The 22,716-nt window shown below is 69.6% G+C and carries 24 protein-coding genes; 16 read left to right on the top strand and 8 right to left on the bottom strand.

What is annotated here, in order from left to right; genetic code table 11:
• The first annotated feature begins 608 nt into the window (after positions 1 to 608).
• Positions 609 to 2,078 carry a multicopper oxidase domain-containing protein gene (locus O7628_RS16470; RefSeq protein ID WP_278131685.1) on the top strand — a complete coding sequence of 490 codons (1,470 nt, stop codon included), beginning with the start codon at positions 609 to 611 and terminating at the stop codon, positions 2,076 to 2,078.
• A gap of 4 nt (positions 2,079 to 2,082) precedes the next feature.
• Here the strand turns inward: O7628_RS16470 and O7628_RS16465 are convergent, their stop codons facing one another.
• Positions 2,083 to 3,174, bottom strand: a complete 1,092-nt coding sequence (locus O7628_RS16465; RefSeq protein WP_278131683.1) for a methyltransferase domain-containing protein — start codon at positions 3,172 to 3,174, stop codon at positions 2,083 to 2,085.
• 102 nt (positions 3,175 to 3,276) lie between these two features.
• Positions 3,277 to 4,557 (bottom strand): cation:proton antiporter, encoded by a 1,281-nt coding sequence (locus O7628_RS16460; protein WP_278131681.1) that lies wholly within the window; start codon positions 4,555 to 4,557, stop codon positions 3,277 to 3,279.
• 829 nt (positions 4,558 to 5,386) lie between these two features.
• Here O7628_RS16460 and O7628_RS16455 point away from each other — a divergent pair.
• Positions 5,387 to 6,139: a TylF/MycF family methyltransferase gene (locus O7628_RS16455; protein ID WP_074476984.1), complete on the top strand. Its 753-nt coding sequence runs from the start codon at positions 5,387 to 5,389 to the stop codon at positions 6,137 to 6,139.
• A 147-nt stretch (positions 6,140 to 6,286) separates the two neighbouring features.
• Here O7628_RS16455 and O7628_RS16450 read toward each other — a convergent pair whose 3' ends face one another.
• Positions 6,287 to 6,547: a hypothetical protein gene (locus tag O7628_RS16450; protein WP_278131677.1), complete on the bottom strand. Its 261-nt coding sequence runs from the start codon at positions 6,545 to 6,547 to the stop codon at positions 6,287 to 6,289.
• Positions 6,548 to 6,623: 76 nt separating this feature from the next.
• Positions 6,624 to 6,776 (bottom strand): hypothetical protein, encoded by a 153-nt coding sequence (locus O7628_RS16445; protein WP_278131675.1) that lies wholly within the window; start codon positions 6,774 to 6,776, stop codon positions 6,624 to 6,626.
• Between the two features lie 362 nt (positions 6,777 to 7,138).
• Between O7628_RS16445 and O7628_RS16440 the strand changes: the two genes are divergently transcribed.
• The 3 genes from O7628_RS16440 (at position 7,139) to O7628_RS16430 (ending at position 9,518) form a co-directional block, all read left to right on the top strand.
• Positions 7,139 to 7,693, top strand: a complete 555-nt coding sequence (locus O7628_RS16440; RefSeq protein WP_278131673.1) for a hypothetical protein — start codon at positions 7,139 to 7,141, stop codon at positions 7,691 to 7,693.
• Positions 7,694 to 8,609: 916 nt separating this feature from the next.
• The gene (locus O7628_RS16435; RefSeq protein WP_278131671.1) at positions 8,610 to 8,804 is read left to right on the top strand and encodes a hypothetical protein; all 195 of its coding nucleotides are present in this window, start codon (positions 8,610 to 8,612) and stop codon (positions 8,802 to 8,804) included.
• Positions 8,805 to 9,032: 228 nt separating this feature from the next.
• Positions 9,033 to 9,518, top strand: a complete 486-nt coding sequence (locus tag O7628_RS16430; RefSeq protein ID WP_063838549.1) for a type II toxin-antitoxin system antitoxin SocA domain-containing protein — start codon at positions 9,033 to 9,035, stop codon at positions 9,516 to 9,518.
• An 839-nt stretch (positions 9,519 to 10,357) separates the two neighbouring features.
• On the opposite strand, the gene O7628_RS16425 is transcribed toward O7628_RS16430, so the two are convergent.
• The 4 genes from O7628_RS16425 to O7628_RS16410 all read right to left on the bottom strand — a co-directional run bounded on the left by O7628_RS16425 (position 10,358) and on the right by O7628_RS16410 (position 14,191).
• Positions 10,358 to 10,915, bottom strand: coding sequence for a hypothetical protein (locus O7628_RS16425; RefSeq protein ID WP_278131668.1), 558 nt, complete (start codon positions 10,913 to 10,915; stop codon positions 10,358 to 10,360).
• Positions 10,916 to 11,928: 1,013 nt separating this feature from the next.
• Positions 11,929 to 12,297: a hypothetical protein gene (locus tag O7628_RS16420; RefSeq protein ID WP_278131667.1), complete on the bottom strand. Its 369-nt coding sequence runs from the start codon at positions 12,295 to 12,297 to the stop codon at positions 11,929 to 11,931.
• Positions 12,298 to 12,350: 53 nt separating this feature from the next.
• Positions 12,351 to 12,896 (bottom strand): GNAT family protein, encoded by a 546-nt coding sequence (locus tag O7628_RS16415; protein WP_278131665.1) that lies wholly within the window; start codon positions 12,894 to 12,896, stop codon positions 12,351 to 12,353.
• A 14-nt stretch (positions 12,897 to 12,910) separates the two neighbouring features.
• Entirely contained in the window at positions 12,911 to 14,191 is a 1,281-nt protein-coding gene (locus O7628_RS16410; protein WP_278131663.1) for a hypothetical protein, read from the bottom strand.
• Between the two features lie 406 nt (positions 14,192 to 14,597).
• On the opposite strand from O7628_RS16410, the gene O7628_RS16405 reads away from it, so the two are divergent.
• The 11 genes from O7628_RS16405 (at position 14,598) to O7628_RS16355 (ending at position 22,597) form a co-directional block, all read left to right on the top strand.
• Complete coding sequence (locus tag O7628_RS16405) at positions 14,598 to 14,723, top strand: hypothetical protein (protein WP_255700280.1); 126 nt, start codon at positions 14,598 to 14,600, stop codon at positions 14,721 to 14,723.
• A gap of 155 nt (positions 14,724 to 14,878) precedes the next feature.
• The gene (locus O7628_RS16400; protein WP_278131660.1) at positions 14,879 to 15,172 is read left to right on the top strand and encodes a hypothetical protein; all 294 of its coding nucleotides are present in this window, start codon (positions 14,879 to 14,881) and stop codon (positions 15,170 to 15,172) included.
• Positions 15,173 to 15,244: 72 nt separating this feature from the next.
• A complete protein-coding gene (locus O7628_RS16395; RefSeq protein WP_043963890.1) occupies positions 15,245 to 15,499 on the top strand; it encodes a DivIVA domain-containing protein in 255 nt (84 codons plus the stop codon).
• A 37-nt stretch (positions 15,500 to 15,536) separates the two neighbouring features.
• Positions 15,537 to 16,268, top strand: a complete 732-nt coding sequence (locus O7628_RS16390; protein WP_278131657.1) for a GntR family transcriptional regulator — start codon at positions 15,537 to 15,539, stop codon at positions 16,266 to 16,268.
• 114 nt (positions 16,269 to 16,382) lie between these two features.
• Positions 16,383 to 16,811 (top strand): hypothetical protein, encoded by a 429-nt coding sequence (locus tag O7628_RS16385; protein ID WP_278131655.1) that lies wholly within the window; start codon positions 16,383 to 16,385, stop codon positions 16,809 to 16,811.
• Positions 16,812 to 16,906: 95 nt separating this feature from the next.
• Positions 16,907 to 17,200: a hypothetical protein gene (locus O7628_RS16380; RefSeq protein WP_278131654.1), complete on the top strand. Its 294-nt coding sequence runs from the start codon at positions 16,907 to 16,909 to the stop codon at positions 17,198 to 17,200.
• A gap of 38 nt (positions 17,201 to 17,238) precedes the next feature.
• Positions 17,239 to 18,615: an FtsK/SpoIIIE domain-containing protein gene (locus tag O7628_RS16375; RefSeq protein ID WP_278131652.1), complete on the top strand. Its 1,377-nt coding sequence runs from the start codon at positions 17,239 to 17,241 to the stop codon at positions 18,613 to 18,615.
• Complete coding sequence (locus tag O7628_RS16370; protein WP_278131650.1) at positions 18,612 to 19,229, top strand: DUF2637 domain-containing protein; 618 nt, start codon at positions 18,612 to 18,614, stop codon at positions 19,227 to 19,229. Before O7628_RS16375 ends, O7628_RS16370 begins: the two co-directional genes overlap by 4 nt.
• Positions 19,226 to 21,016 carry a replication initiator gene (locus tag O7628_RS16365; protein ID WP_278131648.1) on the top strand — a complete coding sequence of 597 codons (1,791 nt, stop codon included), beginning with the start codon at positions 19,226 to 19,228 and terminating at the stop codon, positions 21,014 to 21,016. Before O7628_RS16370 ends, O7628_RS16365 begins: the two co-directional genes overlap by 4 nt.
• A 19-nt stretch (positions 21,017 to 21,035) precedes the next feature.
• A complete protein-coding gene (locus O7628_RS16360) occupies positions 21,036 to 21,221 on the top strand; it encodes a helix-turn-helix domain-containing protein (protein WP_278131647.1) in 186 nt (61 codons plus the stop codon).
• Positions 21,218 to 22,597, top strand: coding sequence for a site-specific integrase (locus tag O7628_RS16355; RefSeq protein ID WP_278131645.1), 1,380 nt, complete (start codon positions 21,218 to 21,220; stop codon positions 22,595 to 22,597). Before O7628_RS16360 ends, O7628_RS16355 begins: the two co-directional genes overlap by 4 nt.
• The last annotated feature ends 119 nt before the right edge of the window (positions 22,598 to 22,716 follow it).

Here is a 22,716-nt window from a genome sequence, read left to right as displayed (position 1 = left end):
CCGGTCGGACCGGGGACGCGCAGCGCTCGGGGTGAGCGGGACCGGCGTCACGTCAGCGGCGTCGCGCCGGGGGGCGATCGGGCTGCACTCGACCCGCTCGGCCGGGTGCCGTACCACCATGGTCATGGCTGAGCCTGCCCCTTCGGGTTGCGGCGAAATCGCGGACTTCCGCGCTGTCAGCGTCGGCAGGTTCGCCTTTCGGCCGAGAATGTCAAGCCTCGCCACGTCCGCGGCGCACGACCTGACCCCGGGCCCGCCGAAGGCACGGACATTGACCTTGGGCTCGCCTGATCAGACCCTATCGAGCCGTGCCTGACAACTGACTAGGGATTCCCCCACAACCTCGGTTGCGCCAGGAAACCGTCCCGAGGATCGCGGATGTCGGCGCCGCCGCAGCCCACGAAGAGTACGAAATCGACTAGAGTTTGGCGGACCCGGTACGACTTCCCGCTGACGGTTCGAACAGCGGGATGTTTCGTGCCAGACTCACCCCGCCGCCTCGAAAGGCCGCCATGGCAGGTGGGCCGCGTGCATCGACCGCGTGCGGTGCGCCTTTCCAGATCCGGCACGCGTCCCCTGCCCCGTCACATTGACTAAGGTGCCCAGCCATGTTCAATCGACGACAGCTACTCGCCCTCGGAACCGCCACCGCCACCGGCGTGGCGGCCCGCCTGGTGTTCAAGGGTTCACCGACCGCTGAGGCAGCGCCGGTGAGCCCGCACGCGAATCACCTGCTGCCGGCAGTCAGCGAGGTCGGCGCGACCACGGTGACGGTCACCCCGTTCACCGAGCCGATGCCGGTGCCACCGCAGCTGAGCCCGGTCTCCCAGGCCGGCGGCGTCGACGTCTACGAGATCCCGATCGAACCGGCCCAGGTCCAGATCCTGCCGGGACTGTCCACCCCGGCCTACACCTACGGCGGCTCGTTCGTCGGCCCGACGATCCGGGCGCGGACCAACCGCCCCGTCCGGATCACCTACACCAACGGGCTGGACAGCCACACGAACGTGCACCTGCACGGCGGCCGCGTGCCGGCCAGCAGTGACGGGCACCCGATGGACATGATCGAGCCGGGCGGCTCGCGGGTCTACGACTACCCGAACGTCCAACGCGGGGCCACGCTGTGGTACCACGACCACACCCACGACTACGAGGCCGACCACGTCTACCGCGGCCTGCACGGCTTCTACCTCATCGAGGACCCCGCCGAGCGGCATCTGCACCTGCCCAAGGGGCGCTACGACGTCCCGATCCTGCTGCGCAACGCGCAGTTCGACGAATCCGGCGCGTTCGTCTTCGGCAACCCCGACGACCGCACGACGATCCTGGCCAACGGCAAGGTCCAGCCGTACTTCCAGGTGGCTCCCCGCCGCTACCGGTTCCGGCTGCTCAATGCGGCCCTCAAGCACGTCTTCCGGCTCAACCTCGGCGGCCAGCCGATGGTCCGGATCGCCTCGGACAGCGGCCTGCTTCCCGCTCCCACCACCCACACCGAGCTGGCGGTCTCCTCCGGTGAACGGGTCGAGATCGTGATCGACTTCGCCGAACACCGCGGGCGCGGCCCCGTCTACCTGTTCGACGGCGACAACCCGATCCTGCGCTTCGACGTGGCGTCCACCAGGGTCATCGACGCCAGTCGCGTGCCGGACCGCCTGCGCGAACTGCCGCCGCTGGGCACGCCGACGGTCGAGCGGACCGTGGAACTGAAGTTCGACATGTCCGGCCGGCCGCCGACGGCCTTCATCGACGGCAAGGTGTTCGACCCCAACCGGGTCGACATCCAGGTCAAGCGGGGCACCACGGAAATCTGGAACATCGTCAACGGCGACACCGATCCGTACCCCTTCGACCATCCCTTCCACCTGCACCTGGTGCATTTCCAGGTGCTCGGGCGCAACGGCGGGCCGCCGGCTCCGGAGGACACCGGTCTCAAGGACACGGTGTACGTGTCGCCCAAGGGCTCCGTCCGCTTCCAGGTCACCTTCGACGCGCCCTTCGTCGGCCGGTACATGTACCACTGCCACTACCCCGAGCACTCGTACCTCGGGATGATGGCCCAGCTGGAGGTCGTGCCCTGAGGGCTCAGCCGGACAGGGTCACCATCGCCGGATGGGTGCCGAACAGGCTGACCACCCGCACGTCGTCGACGCCCAGCCCGGCGGCGGCGACCGCCGCGGTCAGTTCCTCGAACTCGTGCAGCAGCAACACGGCCAGGCCGTCGGCCGCAAGCACCCGGCGGATCTCCCGGAAGAGCCGCGCCGGATCGTCCGCGAGGGTGCCGCGGGCCAGCACCTGACGGTCCCACGGTGGATTGCTGACCACGCGGTCCACCGTTCCGGCGCCCAGTGGCAGGCGCCCGGCGTCACCGACCGCCCAGGTGACGCCGGGCGTCCCACCTGCCGAACCATGGCCGACCCCGTCGAGTGCCCCCGCGTTGGCCACAGCCGCGCTTACCGCGGCGGGATCGTGATCCAGGCCGAGCAGGACGGCTCCCGGACTCAGCCCGCCGGACTCGAGCAGGATCGTGCCCGTGCCGCAGCACGGGTCGACCACCCGCATCCCGGCGCGGATCCCGGCCTGCCACGCCAGCGCGGCGGCCAACGGCGGGTGCAGCGTGCCCGGTGTGGAGGATGTCTTGTAGGAGCGCCGGTGCAGCGGCCGGTCGGCGATCCGCACCGCCAGGGCCGCCTGGGTGCCCTCGACGGTGACCCGCAGCGAGAGGCTGCCCTCGGGCGGTGCCTCGCCGTTGCGGCGGGAGTGGAAGCGCAGGCCCAACCGGGCCGCCGCGGTGCGGCCGACGGCCTCCTCGACGTCGTACCGGTTGTAGTTGCGGCGGCCGAGGAAGGACGCCGCCACATCGAGTGTCCCGGCCCGGGCGGAGTAGCCGTAGGTCTTCCGCACCTCGAGCAGTTGCCGCAGCGGAGCGTCGCGCGCCAGGCGGGTGAAGGCAGCCAGGGCCGCCTTCGTGTGGTCCGCGTCCTCGGTCACCCCGGCGAGGAGGAACAGGTCGTCCACGGTACGCAGGTCGAGCAGGCTCGGCTCCGGACGGCTCGCGCGGAACCACACCTCACGGTGCCGCTGGTGCTCGACCCCGCAGCCGCGCCCGGCCACCTCCCTGGCCGCGACCTCCTCCAGGCCGCGCAGGGTCCGCGCCAAGAACCGCACCGTCACCATTCTCTCCCTCGGGCCCGCGTCGTCGCGTGCCCGAACGTACCAGCGCGGTCCCTCCAGGCGATGCACGCTGCACGGGGCAGCATGGCGTCCCGGGCAGCGGCCTCACCGCACCACCGGGCGGGTGATCAACTGCGCCTGGTTCTCCTCCCGCAGCGCCTCCTCGGCGTTGTGCTCGATCCGGCGCATCGCCCGCAGGAGCATCGGCGGCGCCATGACGGAGGTGAGGACGGCGACGAGCACCACGATCGTGTAGGTGGCGGTGTTGAGGATGCCCAGGCGCAGCCCGACCATCGCGATGACGATCTCCACGACGCCCCGTGAGTTGAGTCCCGCCCCGAGGGCGACCGCCTCCCAGTGGCTCTGGCGCGTCAGCCGGCCTGCCAGGTACGCGCCACAGAACTTGCCCAGGACGGCGAGCACCAGGATCACCAGACCGGCCACGAGCACCACCGGGTCGGCGAGGGCGCGCAGGTCGACCCGGAGCCCGGCGGTGGCCAGGAAGAGCGGCGCCAGCACGGAGAGCACCACGGTACGCAACGGCGCCATCCGGGCCGGCTCGACGCCTCCGGGCAGCCCGAGCAGGACTCCCGCCACCAATGCGCCGAAGATCGCCTCAAGGCCGAGCGCGTGCCCGGCCGCCGAGAACAGCAGGACGGTGACGACCGCGATGGCGACGGCTGGCCCCACGTCGCTCTGGGCGTTCGCCCACCGCATCGCACGCCTGACCACCGGGCGACCGATCAGCGCCGCCGCGACGATGAACAGGACGAGGTTGAGCAGCGAGGCCAGCACGTTCCCCAGGGTGAGGGCGCTGACCGCCATGGATGAGATCAGCGACAGCATGAACCAGGCCATCGCGTCGTCCAGAGACGCTGCGGCGAGGATGAGCTGACCGACGTCACGGTGCATCAGCCGCATGTCGGTGAGCGTCTTGGCGATCACCGGCACGGCGCTGACGGCCATCGCCACCCCGAGGAAGAAGGCGAACATCACGCGCTGGTCCGTCGCCGCCAACAGCGCCGCCGGCACCAGCAGGCCGGTGGCCACGCCCAACCCGAGGGGAAGCAGGAGGCCACCCATGGTCACCGTGGCGACCGTGCCGGCCCGGCGTCGGATCAGTCGCAGGTCGACGTGCAGACCGGCCACGCCGACCAGCAGCACGACGCTGAACTGCCCGAGCGCGTCCAGCAGGTGCATCTGCGACGGCTCACCGGGCAGCAGCCAATGCCCGACGGAAGGCGCCAACTGGCCCAGCAACGACGGCCCGAGCAGGATCCCGGTCAGCAACTCGCCGACGACCGCCGGCAGGCCGAAACGCTGCGCCAACCGGCCCAGAATGACGGCCAGCAGCAACAGGACCCCGACCTCGAGAAGAAACAACAACAATTGATGTGAAGCCAGGGGAGCCACGGGTGCGGCGCTCGCGATCATCAATCCTCCATTGCGCATGATCGGTGAACGGGCCCATCGTCGTGCGGCGTCCGCCAGACCGGTCAGTTCGTTCGGCGCGGCTCGGGCATCCGGCGACGGGTCTCCCGGTCGGCACTGGCGGAATCCTAGCCTCTTTTACTTAGATGAACCTCGATTGGTCGAAGGCAGGAAGATAAGGGGGCAGCGGATTCGCCAGGCGGCGGGCGTCGAGACCGTGCCCCACAGCAGAACAGGGCGCACCTTCCTGGCGGGCAAGGGCAGCGGGCGGCGGTCCGACCGACGGATCGACCGAGGTCCTGCCGCGCGGCGAGGGCCCTGGCCGGCGGGTTCGGGGCGGGGCTCCGGTGTCCCTGGCCGCCGCGACCGCGCTCGGCGCCACGCCGGCCCACCCGGCGTCGGGAATCACTTGTCTAGTGTTTTCCATGACATCGGCGAGCCCGCAACCGCGCCGAACACTAGGGAATTCCCTGACGAAGGGCGTGCGATCATATGCCAGATGAGTACAGACGTTCACTCGATCTGCGGCCGGGACCACCGCCCCGCACATCGATTCGTCTGGCGGTGCACGATTCCGGCCCCGAGTCATGCGCCCGCGTCACTCCGGTCCGGGGATCCGAGCGAGAACGAAGGTCCGGAACCGGATCCGCGCAAGCGGGTGGTTCCGTGAACTCCTCGGTGGACCGAGAATGCGGGGAAATGCCGACGGCCCCCGCAGGCCGCCCACCTCCCCGCTGAGCCCTCCGCCGTGGCCGCAGCCGATCCCAATGCGCGAAGGACCGTCATGGAGCATCCCCGAAGTCTCTATCTTGATCTCCTCGAAAAGGTCGTCACGAACCTGATCTACGAGGACCCGCCGGTGCCCAACCAGTGGCTGCACGAGCGGGAGTTCAAGGCGACCAACCGGGAGAACGGCAAGGACTGGCCGAGCATGGCGCACACCATGGTCGGGTTGAAGCGCATCAGGAACATCCGCGCCCTGTTGGAGCAGGTCATCGCGGACGGCGTCCCCGGTGACTTCATCGAGACGGGCGTGTGGCGCGGCGGCGTGTGCATCATGGCCCGCGGGGTGTTCGAGGCCTACGGGATCCGGGACCGGACGGTGTGGGTGGCGGATTCGTTCGAAGGGATCCCCGACACCGGGGCCGACGGTCACCCGATGGACCAGGCCCTGGGGCTGCACCACTGCAATGACGTGCTGGGCATCCCGGTGGAGGTCGTGCAAGCCAACTTCGCCCGCTACGGGCTCCTGGACGACCAGGTGCGGTTCCTGCCGGGGTGGTTCTCGGACACGCTGCCACACGCGCCAATCAGCCAACTCGCCGTGCTGCGACTCGACGGCGACCTCTACGAGTCGACCAGGGACGCCCTGGTCAACCTGTATGCGAAGGTCAGCCCGGGCGGATACGTCGTGATCGACGACTACGTCATTCCGGCCTGCCGCAAGGCGGTCCAGGAGTTCCGCGCGGCCCAGGGCGTCACCGAACCACTCCAGGTGATCGACGAGTACAGCGTCTACTGGCGGCGGGCGGCCTGAGCCTCGATCCACCGACGGGATCCGGACCGGCGGCACCTGGAGTCGCAGCCGGCGACGCCCATCCGCCGTTCCCGGAGGCGCTGCGGGTGCAGGCCGGACGGCGGGTCGAGGACGGCACCCGGTCACCCACCAGCTCGCAGTCCACGATCATCGCCAGCGGCACGGCCCTGATGCCTCGTCGCCGATGCCCCCGCTGGCGGGCGGCGACCAGGTCGGGCACGCGTCCTCGATGACCTCCAGCCCGACGAAGCGGGCCCAGCCGCTGACGTCACCGACGTGGTCCTCGGCACATACCCGCAGGTCGCCGTTGCCGGTCGTGGTGGCCGGCCGCCCCGAGACGCTCGGCACCAGCGACGGGGCGGCAGCCCCACCGGTGTCGGTGGCGCTGTCGAGACTGAGCACCGACATCGAGGGGCCGATCACCTGGGGGTGGCGGTGAGGGCGGCGGCCGCGGTCCACGGACAGTCACCGGCGTTGGCGCGGGTCACCGTCCGGGTCGACGAGGGCACACCGAGGGGGCCTCCCCGAGGTCGAGGTCGAGCGCGGCGGCGTCGGAGCGCAGCACGGGCACGTCCGGAGCCGCCCCGCTGACGGCCACGATCAGCAGCTCCGGCCCGCCCAGGGCGATGCCGTCCACGGAGACTCCGAGCCGGCAGACCTACTCGCCGTCGCAGGCTGCCGGTAGTTGTGCGGCTGAACCTCCCCAACGAGGTCGAGGCGGCGTCCGGACGCTGGTGGAACCTGGTCCGCCAAGGCACCCTGCGGGACAACCGCCACGCCGACCACCCGGACGCGCCGGCGACCTCGGTCGCCGTCCACCGTGCGGCCCCTGGCGCCACACCTCGCAGTGCCGGGGAGGTCCCGGCAATGGAGCGCCCATCCCCGACGCTGCGGTTATGGATCTCGGCCGCGACAGCGGGAAAGGCTTGACGCGCCCGCATCCATCGCGCATGGTCGATAATAATCGATAGACTTAAATATTTCCTCATGGGAGGACCGATGAAGGCCTTCATCACCACCGCCTGGGCTGCGGCCCTGCTGCTCGCCACCACGGGCGGCGCGTCCCACGACCGGACGGCGGCCGACGCGCCCTGCACCGGGCAGATCCACGCGAACCCGGGGTTCGAGCTGGGCTCCACCGGCTGGACCGTCGGTCCCCGCATGGTCGTACTCGGCGACACGGCCCGGCCCGCACACGCCGGCCTCGCGTACGCTGCCTTCGCCGGGCTGGACGTGACACACACCGACCTGCTGCGCACCACCGTCACGGTGCCGGCCGGCTGCGACCTGACGGTCCGCTTCTGGGTCCGGACCACCACCACGGAGACCAGCCGCAGCGACTACCTGAACGTCGGCCTCGCGGTCACCGGGATACCCCCGAAGACGAGGTTCTCGCTGGCCTTCGACGGCGGGTCGCAGTGGCGGCAGTACAGCATGTCGACCGGAACTGCGACGACCGACCGCACCGCGACCGCCAGCTTCCTCGCCAGCGAAACCGCCGGCAACGGCGTCACGGCCTTCGACGTCGACGACGTGACCTTCACCTTGAGCTGAGGGACTGCAAGGGCCGCCGTCACGGTCACAGGGACACCCTCGGACAACGCGGACCACCGCAGCGCCGCGCACGGCGCCGAGCGCGGCGGTGGCCGCCGCGCCGAGGGCCCGTCGGCCCGGTCGGACTTCACCGGCGACCGCGCCTGCTGCACGCCGCCACCACCCTGGCATCGTCCCGGTGCCGCAACGGCACCCCCATGACCAGACCCGCCAGGCTCACCGCCACAGGCACCAGCAAAGCCCACCGCCCACCACGGCTGAGGCGCGCATCCGACGGCATCGAGGGCTGGCACTCGAAGGCGGGACCCACTCAAAGCTCCTCAACCGGATGGAGCACCCAGACGAGTGCAACCTGCACCGAACCGCTCGTTCGCGCCGCCAAGATCGTTGCAGACGCTCTGCGGGGGTCGGCTGCGAACAGGAGTTCCGGGTGATGTCCGACCGCGCAGGAGGATCAATCGATGTGGGGGGCGTATCCGCTGTTCAGGTGGCGTTCCTGCTGATCTTCGAGGTGCCCCCGGCAGGATTCGAACCTGCGACACACGGTTTAGGAAGGCGACAGTGGCAGTGTGACCACTGTGGCCGTGACCTGGGCGGCCGGGCTGCTCACCTGCTCCGTGCGGCAAGATCGTTGCACGCACTCTGCACAGAGCGCTGCGGACGCCCGAGGACGGCCGGAGGCCGCCCGCAGGGCAGGCCGCGAGCGCGGCGCTTAGGTCTGTTGCAGAGTCAAGATTCCTGTCGGCCGGCGGCAGTCCCTGTCACTGACTTGCCGGTCGTGTCGGCTTCCGTCGACCCTGAAGCGGCGTCCATCGGTCGGCCACCTCGACTCTGACCGGCAGCATCCTCACACGTCGTAGCGATCCAGTCTCCACTGCTTCTCTTGTGTCGTACCCAGCGCTTAGCCTCCCCAGTCATGGCAGACAACCAGAGCACCTCATCACCTGATGCGGTCCGCGATGCGCTCCTCAAGGCCATCAAGCGGGGCGCGGAGCGCTATGACCCGGGCGTCCAGAGCGCCGGCATGGTCCGGGATCTTGCGGAGGCGTACGCGTTCGTCATGGGGACGCGTGACTCGGGCCCCTCGGCGAAGGGAACGGCTAAGCACTAACGGCACCCAGCGTGGGGAGCCCAGCCCCGCCGCGCCGGGCTCCCACCTTCCCACGCACCCTGAGCTGCAGGAGCAGTGTCAGGAACGACATACCGGTTACTCAAGGCGAAACGGCATCGCTGTCGCAGCCTGCAGGTACTCTTGAAGGCAAGCCGCTACCCTTGGGCACCGACGCGGGCACGCCCCCTCTACCCGCCGGGAGTGATCAAAATGGCTAACGTTCACGACGTGGCCGCCTACATTCTGTCCCGTCACGGACAGATGTCGGCCATGAAGCTGCAGAAGCTTGTCTACTACTCGCAGGCTTGGCATCTGGTCTGGGATGACAAACCGCTGTTCCCCGAGCGCATCGAGGCGTGGGCGAACGGGCCTGTTGTGCGTGACCTGTACGACGTACACCGCGGGCAGTTCTCGATCAGTGACTGGCCGCTGGGCGATCCGGGTAACCTCACTGAGTCGGAGCTGACCACCGTTGACGTGGTCCTGGACAACTACGGCCACCTAGACGGGCGCAAGCTCAGCCACCTGACGCACGGTGAGGACCCGTGGCGGGACGCGCGCGGCGGCCTTCCGGCAACAGCTCGATCAAGCACGGAGATCACCCCGCAGGCAATGCAGAACTACTACGCGAGCGTTGACACCGCAGAAGACGCAGTGCCGGTCGATGAAATCGCCTGGGATGATTGGGCGAACGAAGAGACCCCGCAGAAGTAGGCCCCTCTTCCGCATGTCCCCCCGCAAACCAAAGGCGAAGGCAGCAGCCCTCCCCAAGCATGCCGGCGAACGTCAGCCGAAGGCCCTCCCACGCCCTGACGGCAACGATCGACGCCTGACCTTGTCATTCCACCACGTTGACCGCACCTTTCAAGGCCCATGGCGATGGCCAGTGTCAGGGGAACCGGACGCGTGGGAGATCCTGGACTTCCTATGCCAGATCAGCACCCTCACATGGGGCGAGATCATGGCCCAAATGACCGGGCCTAGCCACAAGCGACACAAGAAGCATCACAGCTACCCAATCGATAGTGTGGGTGCGACGGCCCAGGCCCGGCTGACGCACCTACACCTAGACGAGGTGACCGACGAACTGTTTCGGTTCCGGCTATCAGGCGTCAAGCGACTGTGGGGCTTCCGGGCTGACGAGGTCTTCCACGTGTTGTGGTGGGATCCCGACCATCAGGTATGTCCGACGGATCGCAATTAGCGCGTCTGCAGCGGACCACTCCGCCATGAACGCCAGCATGACGCACCGTAGTTTGTTTTCCGCCGCCGTCCCATGCCGCTGAGCACGACCGCTACGCCGACCAGTGGCAAGCGTTGTCGGCAGCTTGCGGTCTCGCTGCCTCTGCATTGCAAAGATCAAGACTGCTGTCGGCCAGCGTCGGTCACTTGCGGCTAGCCTGCTCGTCGTGTCGTCTCCCGTCGGTCTCGGACCGAGTCCGTCGGCCGACTTGGCTGTACGGATGGCCGTACAGCCAAGGCAGCAGCACCCCTACGGCGACTGCATTAGTGACGAACCGACACTGCGAACCCTGACGCAGCCTAACTAGCCATCAGTGGAACTGCGACAGCCGATTAACAGTCTGCTGCATATCCCTCAGTATGCCCGGCAAGACGTCTGCGGCATGAGCCAACCCCTGAGCACTTTGCCTAAGGTCGCTTGATGAGAAAATCTCTGCGGAGTACGCCAACGCCCTCGCCGTGTGGGTGTCAACCCCACTGTCAGACATCGCAGCAATAATCTGCTTTAGCTCCCGTACTGTCTCCGCACTTGCCGTTCCGGTCTCCTCCAACCGCTTGGTGATCTCCTCAAGACGATCGAGCGGCGGGGTTGCAATCTCGGCCAGAAAATTCATCAGCACGTCCCCACTTGGCACTATCAGCCGGTTGAGGACCGCGTTGTTTTCTCCCTCATGCGCGACCTTCCACTTTTTCAGCACCTGTGGCGGATAGCGCAACTCATCGCCATCAACTTCTTCATGATGGGCGAGGCACAATAGGAGAAGGTTAGCGAACGAGTCCCGCTCCTCGGGGGTCATCTCGGCCCGATAACGGGCGGCTTTGGGCTTAACACCGTATATATGCGCAATCTGCGCGTTTTTCTGATACACCCCAGGACGCACCTCCAACAAGACGGGGATCGAGCAGCCCGGCGCGTAGCACTTACCGCTGCTGACGGCCCAAAGGGCGGCTTGGGTGGCTGGGGGAAGGTTCTTACGCGTGCCCGCACCATTGGCGGGCTGTCGAGGGGCATTGACCATGCTGACATAGTGTCAGAGAGGTGTGACACTGAGCCACAGAAGGCGGCTTCGCATCCCTGCTCTCCCGTCTTGCCGCCGACCCACACACCGTGGAGCAGGCCAGGGCCGGGGTGACAAGGTGGAGCGCCCTACCGGACGAACCACCTTGTCACCCCGGCCCTGCTCTGCTCGGCTCTGCCTGGGTCGGTGGCGGACGGGATGGCATCCCTCCTCAACTACCCAACCACCGGAACCGTTCGGCAACTCCATCCCGGAGTCGTCCGCCCCCGCCGGAGGCGCTCCAACCCCACGTCCGCCCCCGCCCGCCCCTCCATGAAACCGATCGGCAACTCCACCTCGGGCCAGACCAGCCACCGAATGACCACCCCGACGTACCCGGCGACCGTCCGACCAGCGCGAGGAGTCACCTCGACCGCCGCGCAGGGTGACCACTCCTCACGGTTCTTCAAGCCGGACACCTCCACCACCAAGCGGTGACGCTCGGGCAGCTCCCCACCCCCGCCCTTTCCCCCTCCCTTCACCTCTCTCCACCCTGGAACCCCGAGCGGCCTCGCGCTCCGTTCGGCAACTCGCCGCGGGCGTCCCCCGCCCGGTACGGCTTCGAGGCTCGTCGGGTGAATGCGACCGGCGGTGGGGCTTCGTCGTGTCGCCCTGGTCGAGCCAAGCTCGTCACCGGGTCACTCACTGACCCAGGGATGACGCGCGGGACGTGGTTGCGGGCCGGCTGACTTTCCGCCCCGGCGCGATCAGCGCCGGGCGGCGGCTCCGCAGGAGCCGGTTGCCGCACCCCGCGCCGCGCGTCAGCGCCTTGATCTCTACTGAGATTGTTTCGGCAACGTGGTGCCCAGCGATGCCTCTGGCTCCTACGTGTGGGCGTCAATCGTCCGCCGAAGGCGTTCCACTGCTGCGTAGATCGACTGCTCGGGGCCTGGCCGGTTGGGGCGCCATTCCACGATGACCGGGCGGGCGGCATCCGCCAGGCTGGCTACGGCTTCCTCGGTGTCCGGCTGGGGTAGCTCGCCGAGGGCATCGATCACGCCGATGGTCGTTTCGTAGCGATGGCTGTTGGCCGGGGTGTTGCGCCAGTTCGGGTTGTCCCGCCATTCCTGCACGCGGTCGCGCACCTCGGCGGCGGCTGCGCGGATCAGGTCGGCCCGTTGCTGGGGTGTGAGTGCTGCCGGATGCGAGGAGTTGTCGGTGGGTTCTTGCGGCGGCGTGTCGGCGTCGCGCATGGCGGCGATCGTACCGGCGGGCTGTCAGACATCTCCGGGCCCCGGACGTCACGTCAGTCGGCGGCGGGGGCCCATTCCTGGACGAGGATGGAGTAGAGCAGGGAGTCGCGCCATGCGCCGTTGGTGAAGACGTGGTCGCGTAGGCGGCCTTCGTACTGCATGCCGAGTCTTTCGGCAACGGTGATGGAGGCGGCGTTGTCGGGGCCGATTGCGGCGGTGATGCGGTGAAGCTTCAGCGTCTCAAAGCCGTAGTCGACGATGGTGCGGGCGGCGTCGGTGGCGTAGCCGTGGCCCCAGTGGTCGGCGCTGATGGCGTATCCGAGTTTGGCGGCCTGGTGGCCGGTGAGGCCGAGCCGTGCGAAGCCGATCATGCGGTCTGTGGTGTCGGTGACGGCTAGGTAGTACTCGGTGCGGGGGGTGTGCTGGGCGCGTTGGATGGTGCCTTCGACCATGGCGACGGCGGCGGCCTGGTCCCGGCTGTCGAAGGAAAGCCACTGGGTGACGCGGTCGTCTCCGACGATTGCCCACGCGTCGGCCGCGTCATCGGAGCGCATGTCGCGCAGGGTGATGACGCGGCCGGGGATGGTGATCGGGTCCATGCGCCGATCGTGCCCTATCGAGGCAGGGCGTTCGCCGGGGTGTGGGTGAAGTGTTCGATGCCGTCGATGAGGTCGCGGGCGTCGCCTGCGTGGCCGGCGCGGGTGATGGCCTGGTGAACGCGGCGCACGGAGTGGATGATGCCGTTGATGCGCTGGTCGGCGGGCAGGTCGAGCACGGGGGCGAGGGCGTCGGCGGCGGCGTCCAGGTCGCCGCTGGCCACGCGGGCGATGGCGAGGTTGGCGTGGGATCCGGCCTGGTCGCCGAACGCCCATGCGGGGTCGTTGGGGTCGGCGTACGCCTGGGTGGCGCGCAGGGCGTATCGCTCGGTGGCGGTGGCTTCGCCGGGGAGCCAGGCGAGGGCGTCGCTGGCGTAGTAGAGGGTGCGGGGCTGGTTGAAGGTGCAGATGCCGCCCATCTCGTCCATCTCGTCAGGGCGTACGCGGGACCAGGCGTCCTCGGCCTCGGTGATGGCGGCCTTGGCCTGCTCGGCGTTGCCAAGGGCGGCGTAGGCGCGGGCGGCGCTGGCAGGCAGCCACACGGCGGAGGTGCCGCCGGCCTGGGTGGCGTACTCGCGGCCGGCTTCGGCGTAGCGGACCGCCTCGGCGTAGCGGCCGGCCCAGTAGGCCACGAGGGATTGCAGGCCGCGCAGCCACGCCTGTAGCCCGGGGTGGCCGGCCTGCTCGGCGCAGAGCACGGCGGTACGAGCCTGGAGCATCGCCGAGTGGGGATCGGCCATGTCGTGGGAGACCTTGGCGAGCAGGCCGCTGGTGATGCCGGCGAGGAAGTGCAGGTCTCTGGACTGGTTCGGGGCCTGGCGGCGCTCCAGGAGGGTGAACAGGGTGTCCTGTGTCTCGACCAGGTCGGGCAGCACGTGGCTGACGGGGCGCTGCGGGTAGGCCAGGGCGAGGCGCTGCACGTCCTCGGCGAGCTGTTCGATGGCGGCGGGGCTGGTGGACTCGGCGGCGAGCATGGCGTACTGACGGGCGCGTTGTGCGGCCATGGCGAGGAGGTTCCTTTCCGGGCCGGCGCCGGTGGGGTCGACAACAAGGTGTCGCTCCGGCGCAGGGGTCATCTGGTGGGGAGCCCAGGGGCGCTGTAGTTCGTCGATGGACTTGTTGAACATGGCCTGTAGTGCCCGCCGGGTGGCGGGAGTCGATGAGGCCAGGTCGCGTTCGCCGCGTGCCAGTCGCCCGAGGTGCCGGGCGCTGATCGCCGCCCGGGAGTCCATCCGGGAGAACTCGTCGGCCAGTTCCTCGTACGTGCGGTCGCTCTGCTGGATCAGGTGCTCCAGCATCGTGCGAGGTTCGCGGCGTTCTCGTGCCATCCGTCTACGCCTTCCTGATGGGCTGTCTCCACGCTCGCCCGGGTGAGGTCCTTACGGCAATGCAGGTCCTCGTGGTGTCCGCTCGATGTCCGCCAGAGGTGTACGTACGGGTCCTCGATCGGTCCCGTAGGTCCCGGGCACTCTCTCCTACATGGACGGCTCACCCACCGCAATTGTGCATGTGCATCCCGGTGATGCCCATGGGCAGCCGCGTCGGCGCGCACACCGGGAGGTGAGCTCAGCGAGGAGGGGCGCTGAGCAAACCGGGGTTCGCGTCGTGCGGTGTGTGGAGGGGCCGCGCCCACAGCGGGGGCCGCATCGGTCCTCGCCGTCCGCGCCGGCGGCGTGTCCCGCGTGCGAGGGACGGGGCTGGAAGATGGCCAGCCCTCGGCGCTCGCTGCGGGCACCGGGTGACCCGAACCGGTTGCAGCGGCGCGACTGCCTCGACTGCGCAGGCACCGGCGCGCAGGGGCAGTGGGCGGGGCTGGCGGTCGTCGCCTGACCGGTGACAACCGCCAGCCCTCCGAGATCACGCGGCGTTGCGCCGTGTCGTGAGTTGGCCCGGGGCGGGTGCTGGTGGAGGCGCGGTGTCGGCCGTAGCGGAAGCCCGCCCGCCTCGGTGCCCTGACCAATTCGAGACGGGGAAGGCGGGCGGTCGTGGTTCCGAAGCCGGGAGACGTGCTGTACGTCAACCGGCACGCGTCGGTGCAGTTCGGCGGCGACCGGGCGTTGATCTTCCGGGTCATCAAGGTCCCCGACCAGCCCACCTACTACGGCTGGATCTGGCTGACCGGGTACGTCCTCGATCCCAAGGGCAACGCCCTGGATCGCCGGGAGATCTACGTCCAGAAGGCGGGCCTTCAACGGGCCACCCCGCCGGCCGCTGCGGTCCGCCAACCCGACCGGAAACCAGCGGCACGTACGACGGCCAGGAACGCCGTGCGGAAGTGAGCACGGCCGGCGGCCCGATGGGAGGGTTCGATGACGGTGGGAGTCTTTCGAGCGGCCTCACGGCTGGCTCCGATGGTCCCCGAGCAGGTGCGCCGGCTGCGGTTCCGGCGCTCCGGGTTCGGGCGGCGCGGCCTGGCCGAGGAACACGTCTACGCCTTCCTGCGGCGCGTCGTCGATGAGCTGATCGCCAGGGACGCCGCCGAGGCCAGCCTTCGGGAGGAGAACGTCCGGCTGAAGAACGCTCTTCGAGACTGGCAGAGCCAGTTCACGCCGAGGCCGGGTCGGGACGACGACAGCGCATGGACAGGAGATCAGCAGCGCAGATAGCCTGTTGACAAGCCAAGTTGCCGTCTGGGGTGAAACGGTGCCGATCGAGGTTGCGCCGCCGAAGTACGTGGTGATCGTCAATGCGGTGCAACAGCGCATCGAGGACGGCACCTACCCGCTAGGTGCGATGCTGCCCAGCGAAACCGAACTCATCCGCGAGTTCCGCGCGTCCCGGCCCGTCGTGGTCCGGGCGTTGGACCTGCTGCGGCAGGGCGGCTGGATCGAGAGCCGCCAGGGCAAGGGGCGCTTCGTCCTTGGCCCCCCAGGCGGCAACGAGCAACGATCGCAGGGGCGTCGGTACGGCCTGCTCGACGACGACGAACGGGCCGGATCGACGCTGCTGTCGGCCGGCACCGTACCCGCCCCGCCGCGAGCGGCCGTCGCCCTGGGCGTGGAACCGGGGACACTCGTCGTGGCGCGTCGGCGGCTTATCACGGTTGACGGAGTCGGCCCGGTGGAGCTGGGCACGGCGTTCCTGTCCGTCGAGCTGGCCGAGGGAACCGGCGTGGGTGCCGAGGACGCGATGCCGGAGGGGCTGCTTCGGCATGTGGCCTCTCGGAAGCGGCTCAAGTTCGACCACGTGACCGAACGCATCTCGGCGCGGCTGCCCAGCGCGGAAGAGGCCAAGCTGTTGCAGGTGCGCGAGAGCGATCCGGTGTTGACGGTGCTCCTGGTCATCTGCGACCGCAGCGCCACGCCGCTGCTCGCGGTGGACGTGCTCCTTCCCGCCTCTCGGCACGACCTGGAAGACGTCTACCCGCTCGACTGACCAAAGTGGATTAGCCACTTGACAAGTCAAGTTGGCAGTCTCTACCTTCGATGCAACTTAACAAGTCAACTAGTCGAGTTGCCTTGTCGAACTGGAGGTCTCGTCGTGGTTCCGATGACGTTGAAGGTGCCGGTCCCGTCCGAGTACGTGTTCCCCGCCGGGGCGCTCTGCCTGGGTGTGTCGCCGCAGATCGACTTTGAGCGGCGGGGTGAGGCGGACAACCAGGCGCGGGACAAGGACACCGGTGAGCGGGTCTGGGTGGTGCGGGTGATGGACCTGGATCCGGAGGCGGGGAAGTTCGGTCGGTCGACGGAGGTGAAGGTCAAGGTGGTCGCCGGGCAGCAGCCGGTGCCGCCGCCGTCGGCGGTGCCGGGGTATCCGCCGGCGGTGGAGTTCGAGGGTCTGACCCTCACCCCTTACGTGGATTCGCAGCGGTGCAAGCCGGGCCGTTCGGCGGGTGACTGCCGCTCGCGGATGGCGTATTCGCTGCGGGCGACGGCGATCCGTCCGGCGTCGGCGGTTCCCGGCTCGGTGGCGGCCTGACCGCTGTCTGTTGCGCGCGGGGCGGGTCGTTTCCCCGCCAAGAGTCCCGACCCGTCCCGCGCTCTCCCATCCCTCATCTGGTGAAGGAGGGCGTGATGCCCACCGTAGTTCCCCCTGCCCTGATCGCTGCTGTGCCCCTGCTCATCGGCGCGGCCCTCATCCTCACCCGTCTCCGGCTGGCTGGGCTGCGCCACGCCTACCGGGAGACCGAAGCCGTGCTGCGGTCGGTGTTGCGGTTGCCGCCGGCCTCGGGGCGGGTGTGTGCGATCCGCTGCCCGTACTGCTGCCGGTGGGTGAAGCCGCGCAGGTTCGACCTGCGCCGCATGTCGTGCCGCTCGTGCATCTCGACGTTGGCGCGTCCGGGCTGGGGTGGTGACCTGTGCCTCTGATCAACGTCATCCCTGGGGACAAGGTCCCCATGGCGCCGATGAACGTGCGTCTTCCGGCGTGGCGGGTTCCGGGTTGGCTGCTGGTGTTCTGGTGGCTCGCCCGGGGCCTGTTCCGCCTCACCGTCCTCGCCGTCCGGTACTGGTGGCTCACCGCCCCGGCCGCGCTCGCGCTGTGGATCCGTGCCGAGTTCGGGGGCCTGGTCCTGGCCGGCGTCGCCCTGACCGTTGCCGCCGGCTGTGTCGGTTGGTGGCGGTGGCACCCGTCGTCGTGGCTGCGCTTCGGCTGGTACCCGATCGTCGCCCGGGTCCGGATGCTGTTCGTCTACCGGCGGCGGTGGGCGTCGGTGATGGCCACCTGTGGTCTGGCGACGGCGTTCGCCGGTGACCGGTACGTGCCGCAGCTTCTGCGGGTGCGCTGCGACCGTTACGGCGATGAGTTGACCGTCCGGTTGTTGCCGGGGCAGATCCCGGATGACTGGGCGCAGGCCGCGGAACGCCTCGCCTACGCCTTCCGCCTGCGCACCGGCCAAGCCCGCTCCACTAACCGGCCGGATCGGGTGGTGCTGCGGCTCGTGCGCCGCGACCCCCTCGCCGAGGTCGTCGGGCCGTTGCCGGTGGCTGAGGTGCCGGACCTCGACGGGCTCGCCCTCGGCGTCGACGAGAACGGCCGCACCTACCGGCTGCGGCTGGCCGGGTCGCACGTCCTCATTGCGGGGGCGACCGGCTCGGGCAAGGGGTCGGTGTTGTGGTCGCTGATCCGCGCCCTGGCCGCCGGCATCCGGTCGGGCCTGGTGGAGGTGTGGGCGTTCGATCCGAAGGGCGGGATGGAGTTGGCGGCGGGGGTGCCGCTGTTCGCCCGGTTCGCCTACGACGACCCCGACAGCATGGCCGGCGTCCTAGAGGAGGCCGTGAAGCTCATGCGGCTGCGGGCGGCCCGGCTGCGCGGGGTGACCCGCCAGCACGTGCCGACGCCGCAGGATCCGTTGCTCGTGCTGGTCGTCGACGAGCTGGCGGCGTTGACGGCGTACATCACGGATCGGAAGGTCCGCGACCGGATCAAGGAAGCCCTCGGCCTCCTCCTGTCCCAGGGCCGGGCGGTCGGCGTCCATGTGGTCGCCGCGTTGCAGGACCCGCGCAAGGACGTGCTGCCGTTCCGGGACCTGTTCCCCACCCGCATCGGCCTGCGGCTGACCGAGCCCGAGCAGGTGGACATGGTCCTCGGCGACGCCGCCCGCGACCGGGGCGCGCTGTGCGACCGCATCCCCGAATCCGCACCGGGGGTGGGGTTCGTGGTCCTCGACGGCGTCCGCGAACCCGTCCGGGTCCGCTTCGCCTACCTCACCGATGACGACATCCGGCAACTCGGCCACGACTACCGCCACCCCAGCGACACCGCCCAGGGGGTGAACTCGTGAAGACCACCGCAGACCGGGTGGAGGGCGTGGTCCTGGTGCTCATCGTCCTCACCGTGGGCGGACTGGCCGGCGCGGCGTCGTTCACCCACGTCCACGACTGGACCATGGCCAACTCCCCGGCCGGTACCGGGGACTGGTTCGGCTGGGCGAATGCCGCCATCTCCGAACTGCTGCCCCTCGCGGCGCTGTTGACCATCCGGCGGCGTCGTCGCACGGGCGGCCCGGTCGGGTATCCGCTGTTCCTGCTCGTCTGCGCGGTCGCGCTGTCCCTGGCAGCGCAGCTTGCGGTGGCGAAGCCGAGTCTCTCGGGCTGGTTGCTGTCGGCCGTCCCGGCGCTGGCGTTCCTCGGCCTGTCCAAGCTCGTCTTCTCGGTAGCTCCGCCGGTGCCCCACGTCGACCAGCCGACCGACGTCCCCGACTGGGGCCAGTGGTCACCCGACGACGCCGCAACTGAGGACCGGCCGTCCCTGCGCCTCGTCGACGACCAGGCGGCGACCGCCGAACCGGTCCCACCACCGGCAGTGCCGGTGCAGCGGCCGGGGCTGGTGCCCGTCCCTGCGGCGGCATTCGCACCCCGCAACGGCACCTCGTACGGCGCGGAGCGTGACCAGTGAGCCAACAGCAACTCCTACCCACCACGACGCCAGCCGAGGTGCAGCAGCCCCGGCCAGGGTCACGGGCCGACCGGATGCGCAAGCCCTTAGCCAAGGACGCGCTCAAGCAGCTCGCCGAGCAACACGGCGTCTGCGTCCGCCCCCTCGCCCTACGCCGCACCGACACCACCACCGGACTCACCGAAGTCGTCGAAGTCCCCTGCGGCGCGACCCTCGCCGCGAAGTGCAAGCCCTGCGCCGAGAAGGGTCGGCGGCTGCGTATCCAGCAGATCCGGGAGGGCTGGCACCTCGCCGACGAACCCGCCATCCGCCCCGACAAGCCCGGTGAAGACGCGCTCGCCCTCGTCCGGGTCCGGGCGCATCTGGAGTTCGAACGCGAAGCCGCCCAGTACCAGCCGATGACCCCCGACGAGCGGGCCGTCCAGGTGGCCGAGATCGACGCCGCCATCGCGGAGCTGGACGAAGCGCTCGGCGAAACCAGCCTGCGCGGCCACCTCACCCCGAAGGAACGCGACGAGCGGCCCCGCCGCAAGCGGTCCACCCGGCGGCGACAGGACACCCCCGACCTGCCCCGACTGCCCGTCGACCCACGCACGGTCGGCCGCGCCTACCCGGGAAGGGCGGGCAAGACCTACCGGCCGTCGATGCTGATCACGCTGACCCTCGGCTCACACGGCCCCGTCCACTCCCACCTGCGCCGGGGCGCCTACGTCGCCCCGTGTGAGTGCGGGCAACGACACGGCCCGCATGACGACGTCCTCGGCACCCCCGTCGACCCTGCCGGATACGACTACAGGCGGGCGGCCCTGGATGCGATCCACTTCGCTCGGGTCCTGGACCGGTGGTGGCAGAACGTCCGCCGGGCCGCCGGTTGGAACGTCCAGTACGCGGGCGCGGTGGAGCTGCAACGCCGGCTCGCCCCTCACGCGCACTTCGCCATCCGGGGCACCCTGCCGCGTCGACTGCTCAAGCAGATCGCCGCCGCCACCTACCACCAGGTGTGGTGGCCACGCTTCGACCACCTCTCCTACCCGGTAGAGAAGCCGCCGGTGTGGGACGTCGACCGACAGGCGTACGTCGACCCCAAGACGCGCGACCCGCTGCCCACCTGGGGCGAGGCTCTGGACGCCCTGGAAGAACCCGACAGCCGCCCGGCGTATGTCGCGCGACTGGGGCGCATCGACGCCCGCGGCATCGAGCAGGGCACCCGCGACGCCGAACGCTCCATCCGGTACGTGACGAAGTACGTCACGAAAGACCTGACCGACCAGGCCAAGCCCCGATCCGATGCGCAGAAGGCACACTTCGACCGGCTCCACGCGGAACTGTCCGTGCTGCCGTGCTCCCCGACCTGCGCCAACTGGCTGCTGTACGGAGTCCAGCCCGACGGCGTCAAGGCCGGCTTGACCCCCGGCCGGTGTACCGGGAAGGTCCACCAACGCTCCACCCTCGGCTTCACCGGCCGCCGCGTCCTCGTCTCCCGCCAATGGTCCGGCAAAACCCTCGCCGACCACCGGGCAGACAACCGCGCCTGGGTACGCACCATCCTCGCCGGCGGCATGGCCGACACCGAGGAACACGACCAGGCGGCCGACGACGCGGACGGGTCGAAGCGCTACCGGTTCGAACTCGCCCGACCCGAAGACCCCGACGTGCCACCCCTGGAACACCGACTCCTGCGGGCGATATCAGCACGCATCCGCTGGCGCACAGACCTCGACACCGCACGCCTGCGAACAGCCGCTGTCGCACCGGCAACCGCCGCTCCCCTCTCCCCTGCCGCTTGATCATTTGGAAGGACCCCTCATGGATAGCGAGTTGCTGACCGTTCCGGAAGTCCTCGCCGTGCTCAACGGAGTGTCGCGGCGGACCTTCTACCGCTGGCGTGAGCTGGGCGTCGCCCCGGACTGCATCAAGCTCCCCAACGGGGAACTGCGGATCGAGCGGCGCAATCTGCGGGCCTGGCTGGAACAGCACCGGGAGGCGGCGTGAAGTCGCGTGAGGTGCGGATCCGCGGCATTCAGGTCAACGCGCTGGCGGGTCGCAAGAAGTCGTACACCGTCCGGTGGGTGGTGGGGACGGGGCCGAAGTCGCGGACGTTCGCCACCCGGGCCCTGGCGGACAACTTCCGGTCTGACCTGATGCAGGCGGCGAACCGGGGCGAGGCGTTCGACGGTGACTCCGGGTTGCCGGAGTCGATGATGGCGCCGAAGGAGTCGGTGAGCTGGCTTGGGTTCGTGCGCCGCTACGTCGACATGAAATGGCCGGGCGCGGCGGCCAAGTCCCGGGAGAGCACGACGGACGCGCTGGCGACCGTGACGGCCGCGCTGGTCGGCGAGGTGGCCGGGCGTCCTGATTCGGGCGTGCTGCGGCGGGCGTTGCGGGAGTGGGAGTTCCCGCCCGCGTCCCGGCAACTCGACCGGCCGGCGGATGTCGCTGCGGCGCTGCGGTGGTTGGACCGGGCTTCGCTGCCGCTGTCGGCGTTGGCGGAAGCTGCGACCGTGCGGCCGGCGTTGGACGCGCTCGGACTGACGTTGGACGGGCGGCCGGCGGCGGCGTCGACGACCAGGCGGCGGCGCTCGGTCTTCTACAACGTCCTTCAGTACGCGGTAGAGCTGGAGCTGTTGGAGTTCAACCCGGTCGACAAGCTGCGGGTGCGGTCGAGCCGGCGGAAGGTGGCCGGCGAGGTGGACCGGCGCGTCGTGGTGAACATCCGCCAGGCGCGGGAGCTGCTGATCGGGGTGACGTACGTCGGCCAGCGGGGGAAGAACGGCCGGCGTGGTGAGCGCCTGGTCGCCTTCTACGCCTGCCTGTACTTCGCGGCGCTGCGGCCGAGTGAGGCGCTGGGCCTGCGGGAGCGGGACTGCCATCTTCCGGCGACGGGTTGGGGGCTGCTGACGGTGGAGAAGTCCCGTCCGGCGGCGGGGAAGCGGTACACCGACAGCGGCGAGGTCCACGACGACCGGGGGTTGAAACACCGGGGCGAGACAGAGGCGCGGGAGGTACCCATCCCGCCGGAGCTGGTGGCGATCCTGCGGGCGCACGTCGACCGGTTCGGGGTGGGCGCCGACGGGCGGCTGTTCCGCAGTGACCGGGGCAACGTGGTGGCATCGTCGACGTACTCGCGGGTCTGGGAGGAGGCGCGGCGGTTGAGCCTGACCCCGGACCGGGTGGCCTCTCCTCTGGCCGGTCGCCCGTACGACCTCCGGCACGCCGGGGTGTCGCTCTGGCTCAACGCCGGGCTGCCGGCACCCGAGGTGGCACAGCGGGCCGGTCACTCGGTGGACGTGCTGCTCAAGGTGTACGCCAAGTGCCTCGACGGGGACCGTAGCCGGATGAACGAGCGGATCGAGGCAGCGTTGCGCTGATGATCACCGGTAGCGTGGGAGAGGCCGTGGCAGACGCTGCGGCCTCTCCGTCGTGCGCGGCTTTGACCTGCGGAAACTGGCGCTACTGGGCCGTCAAGATCATTGCACGCACTCTGCAC

The organism is Micromonospora sp. WMMD956, assembly GCF_029626125.1.
Taxonomy (GTDB): domain Bacteria; phylum Actinomycetota; class Actinomycetes; order Mycobacteriales; family Micromonosporaceae; genus Micromonospora; species Micromonospora carbonacea.
The sequence above is the reverse complement of the archived record's forward strand: the minus strand, read 5'-3'. Positions and strand labels throughout refer to the sequence as shown.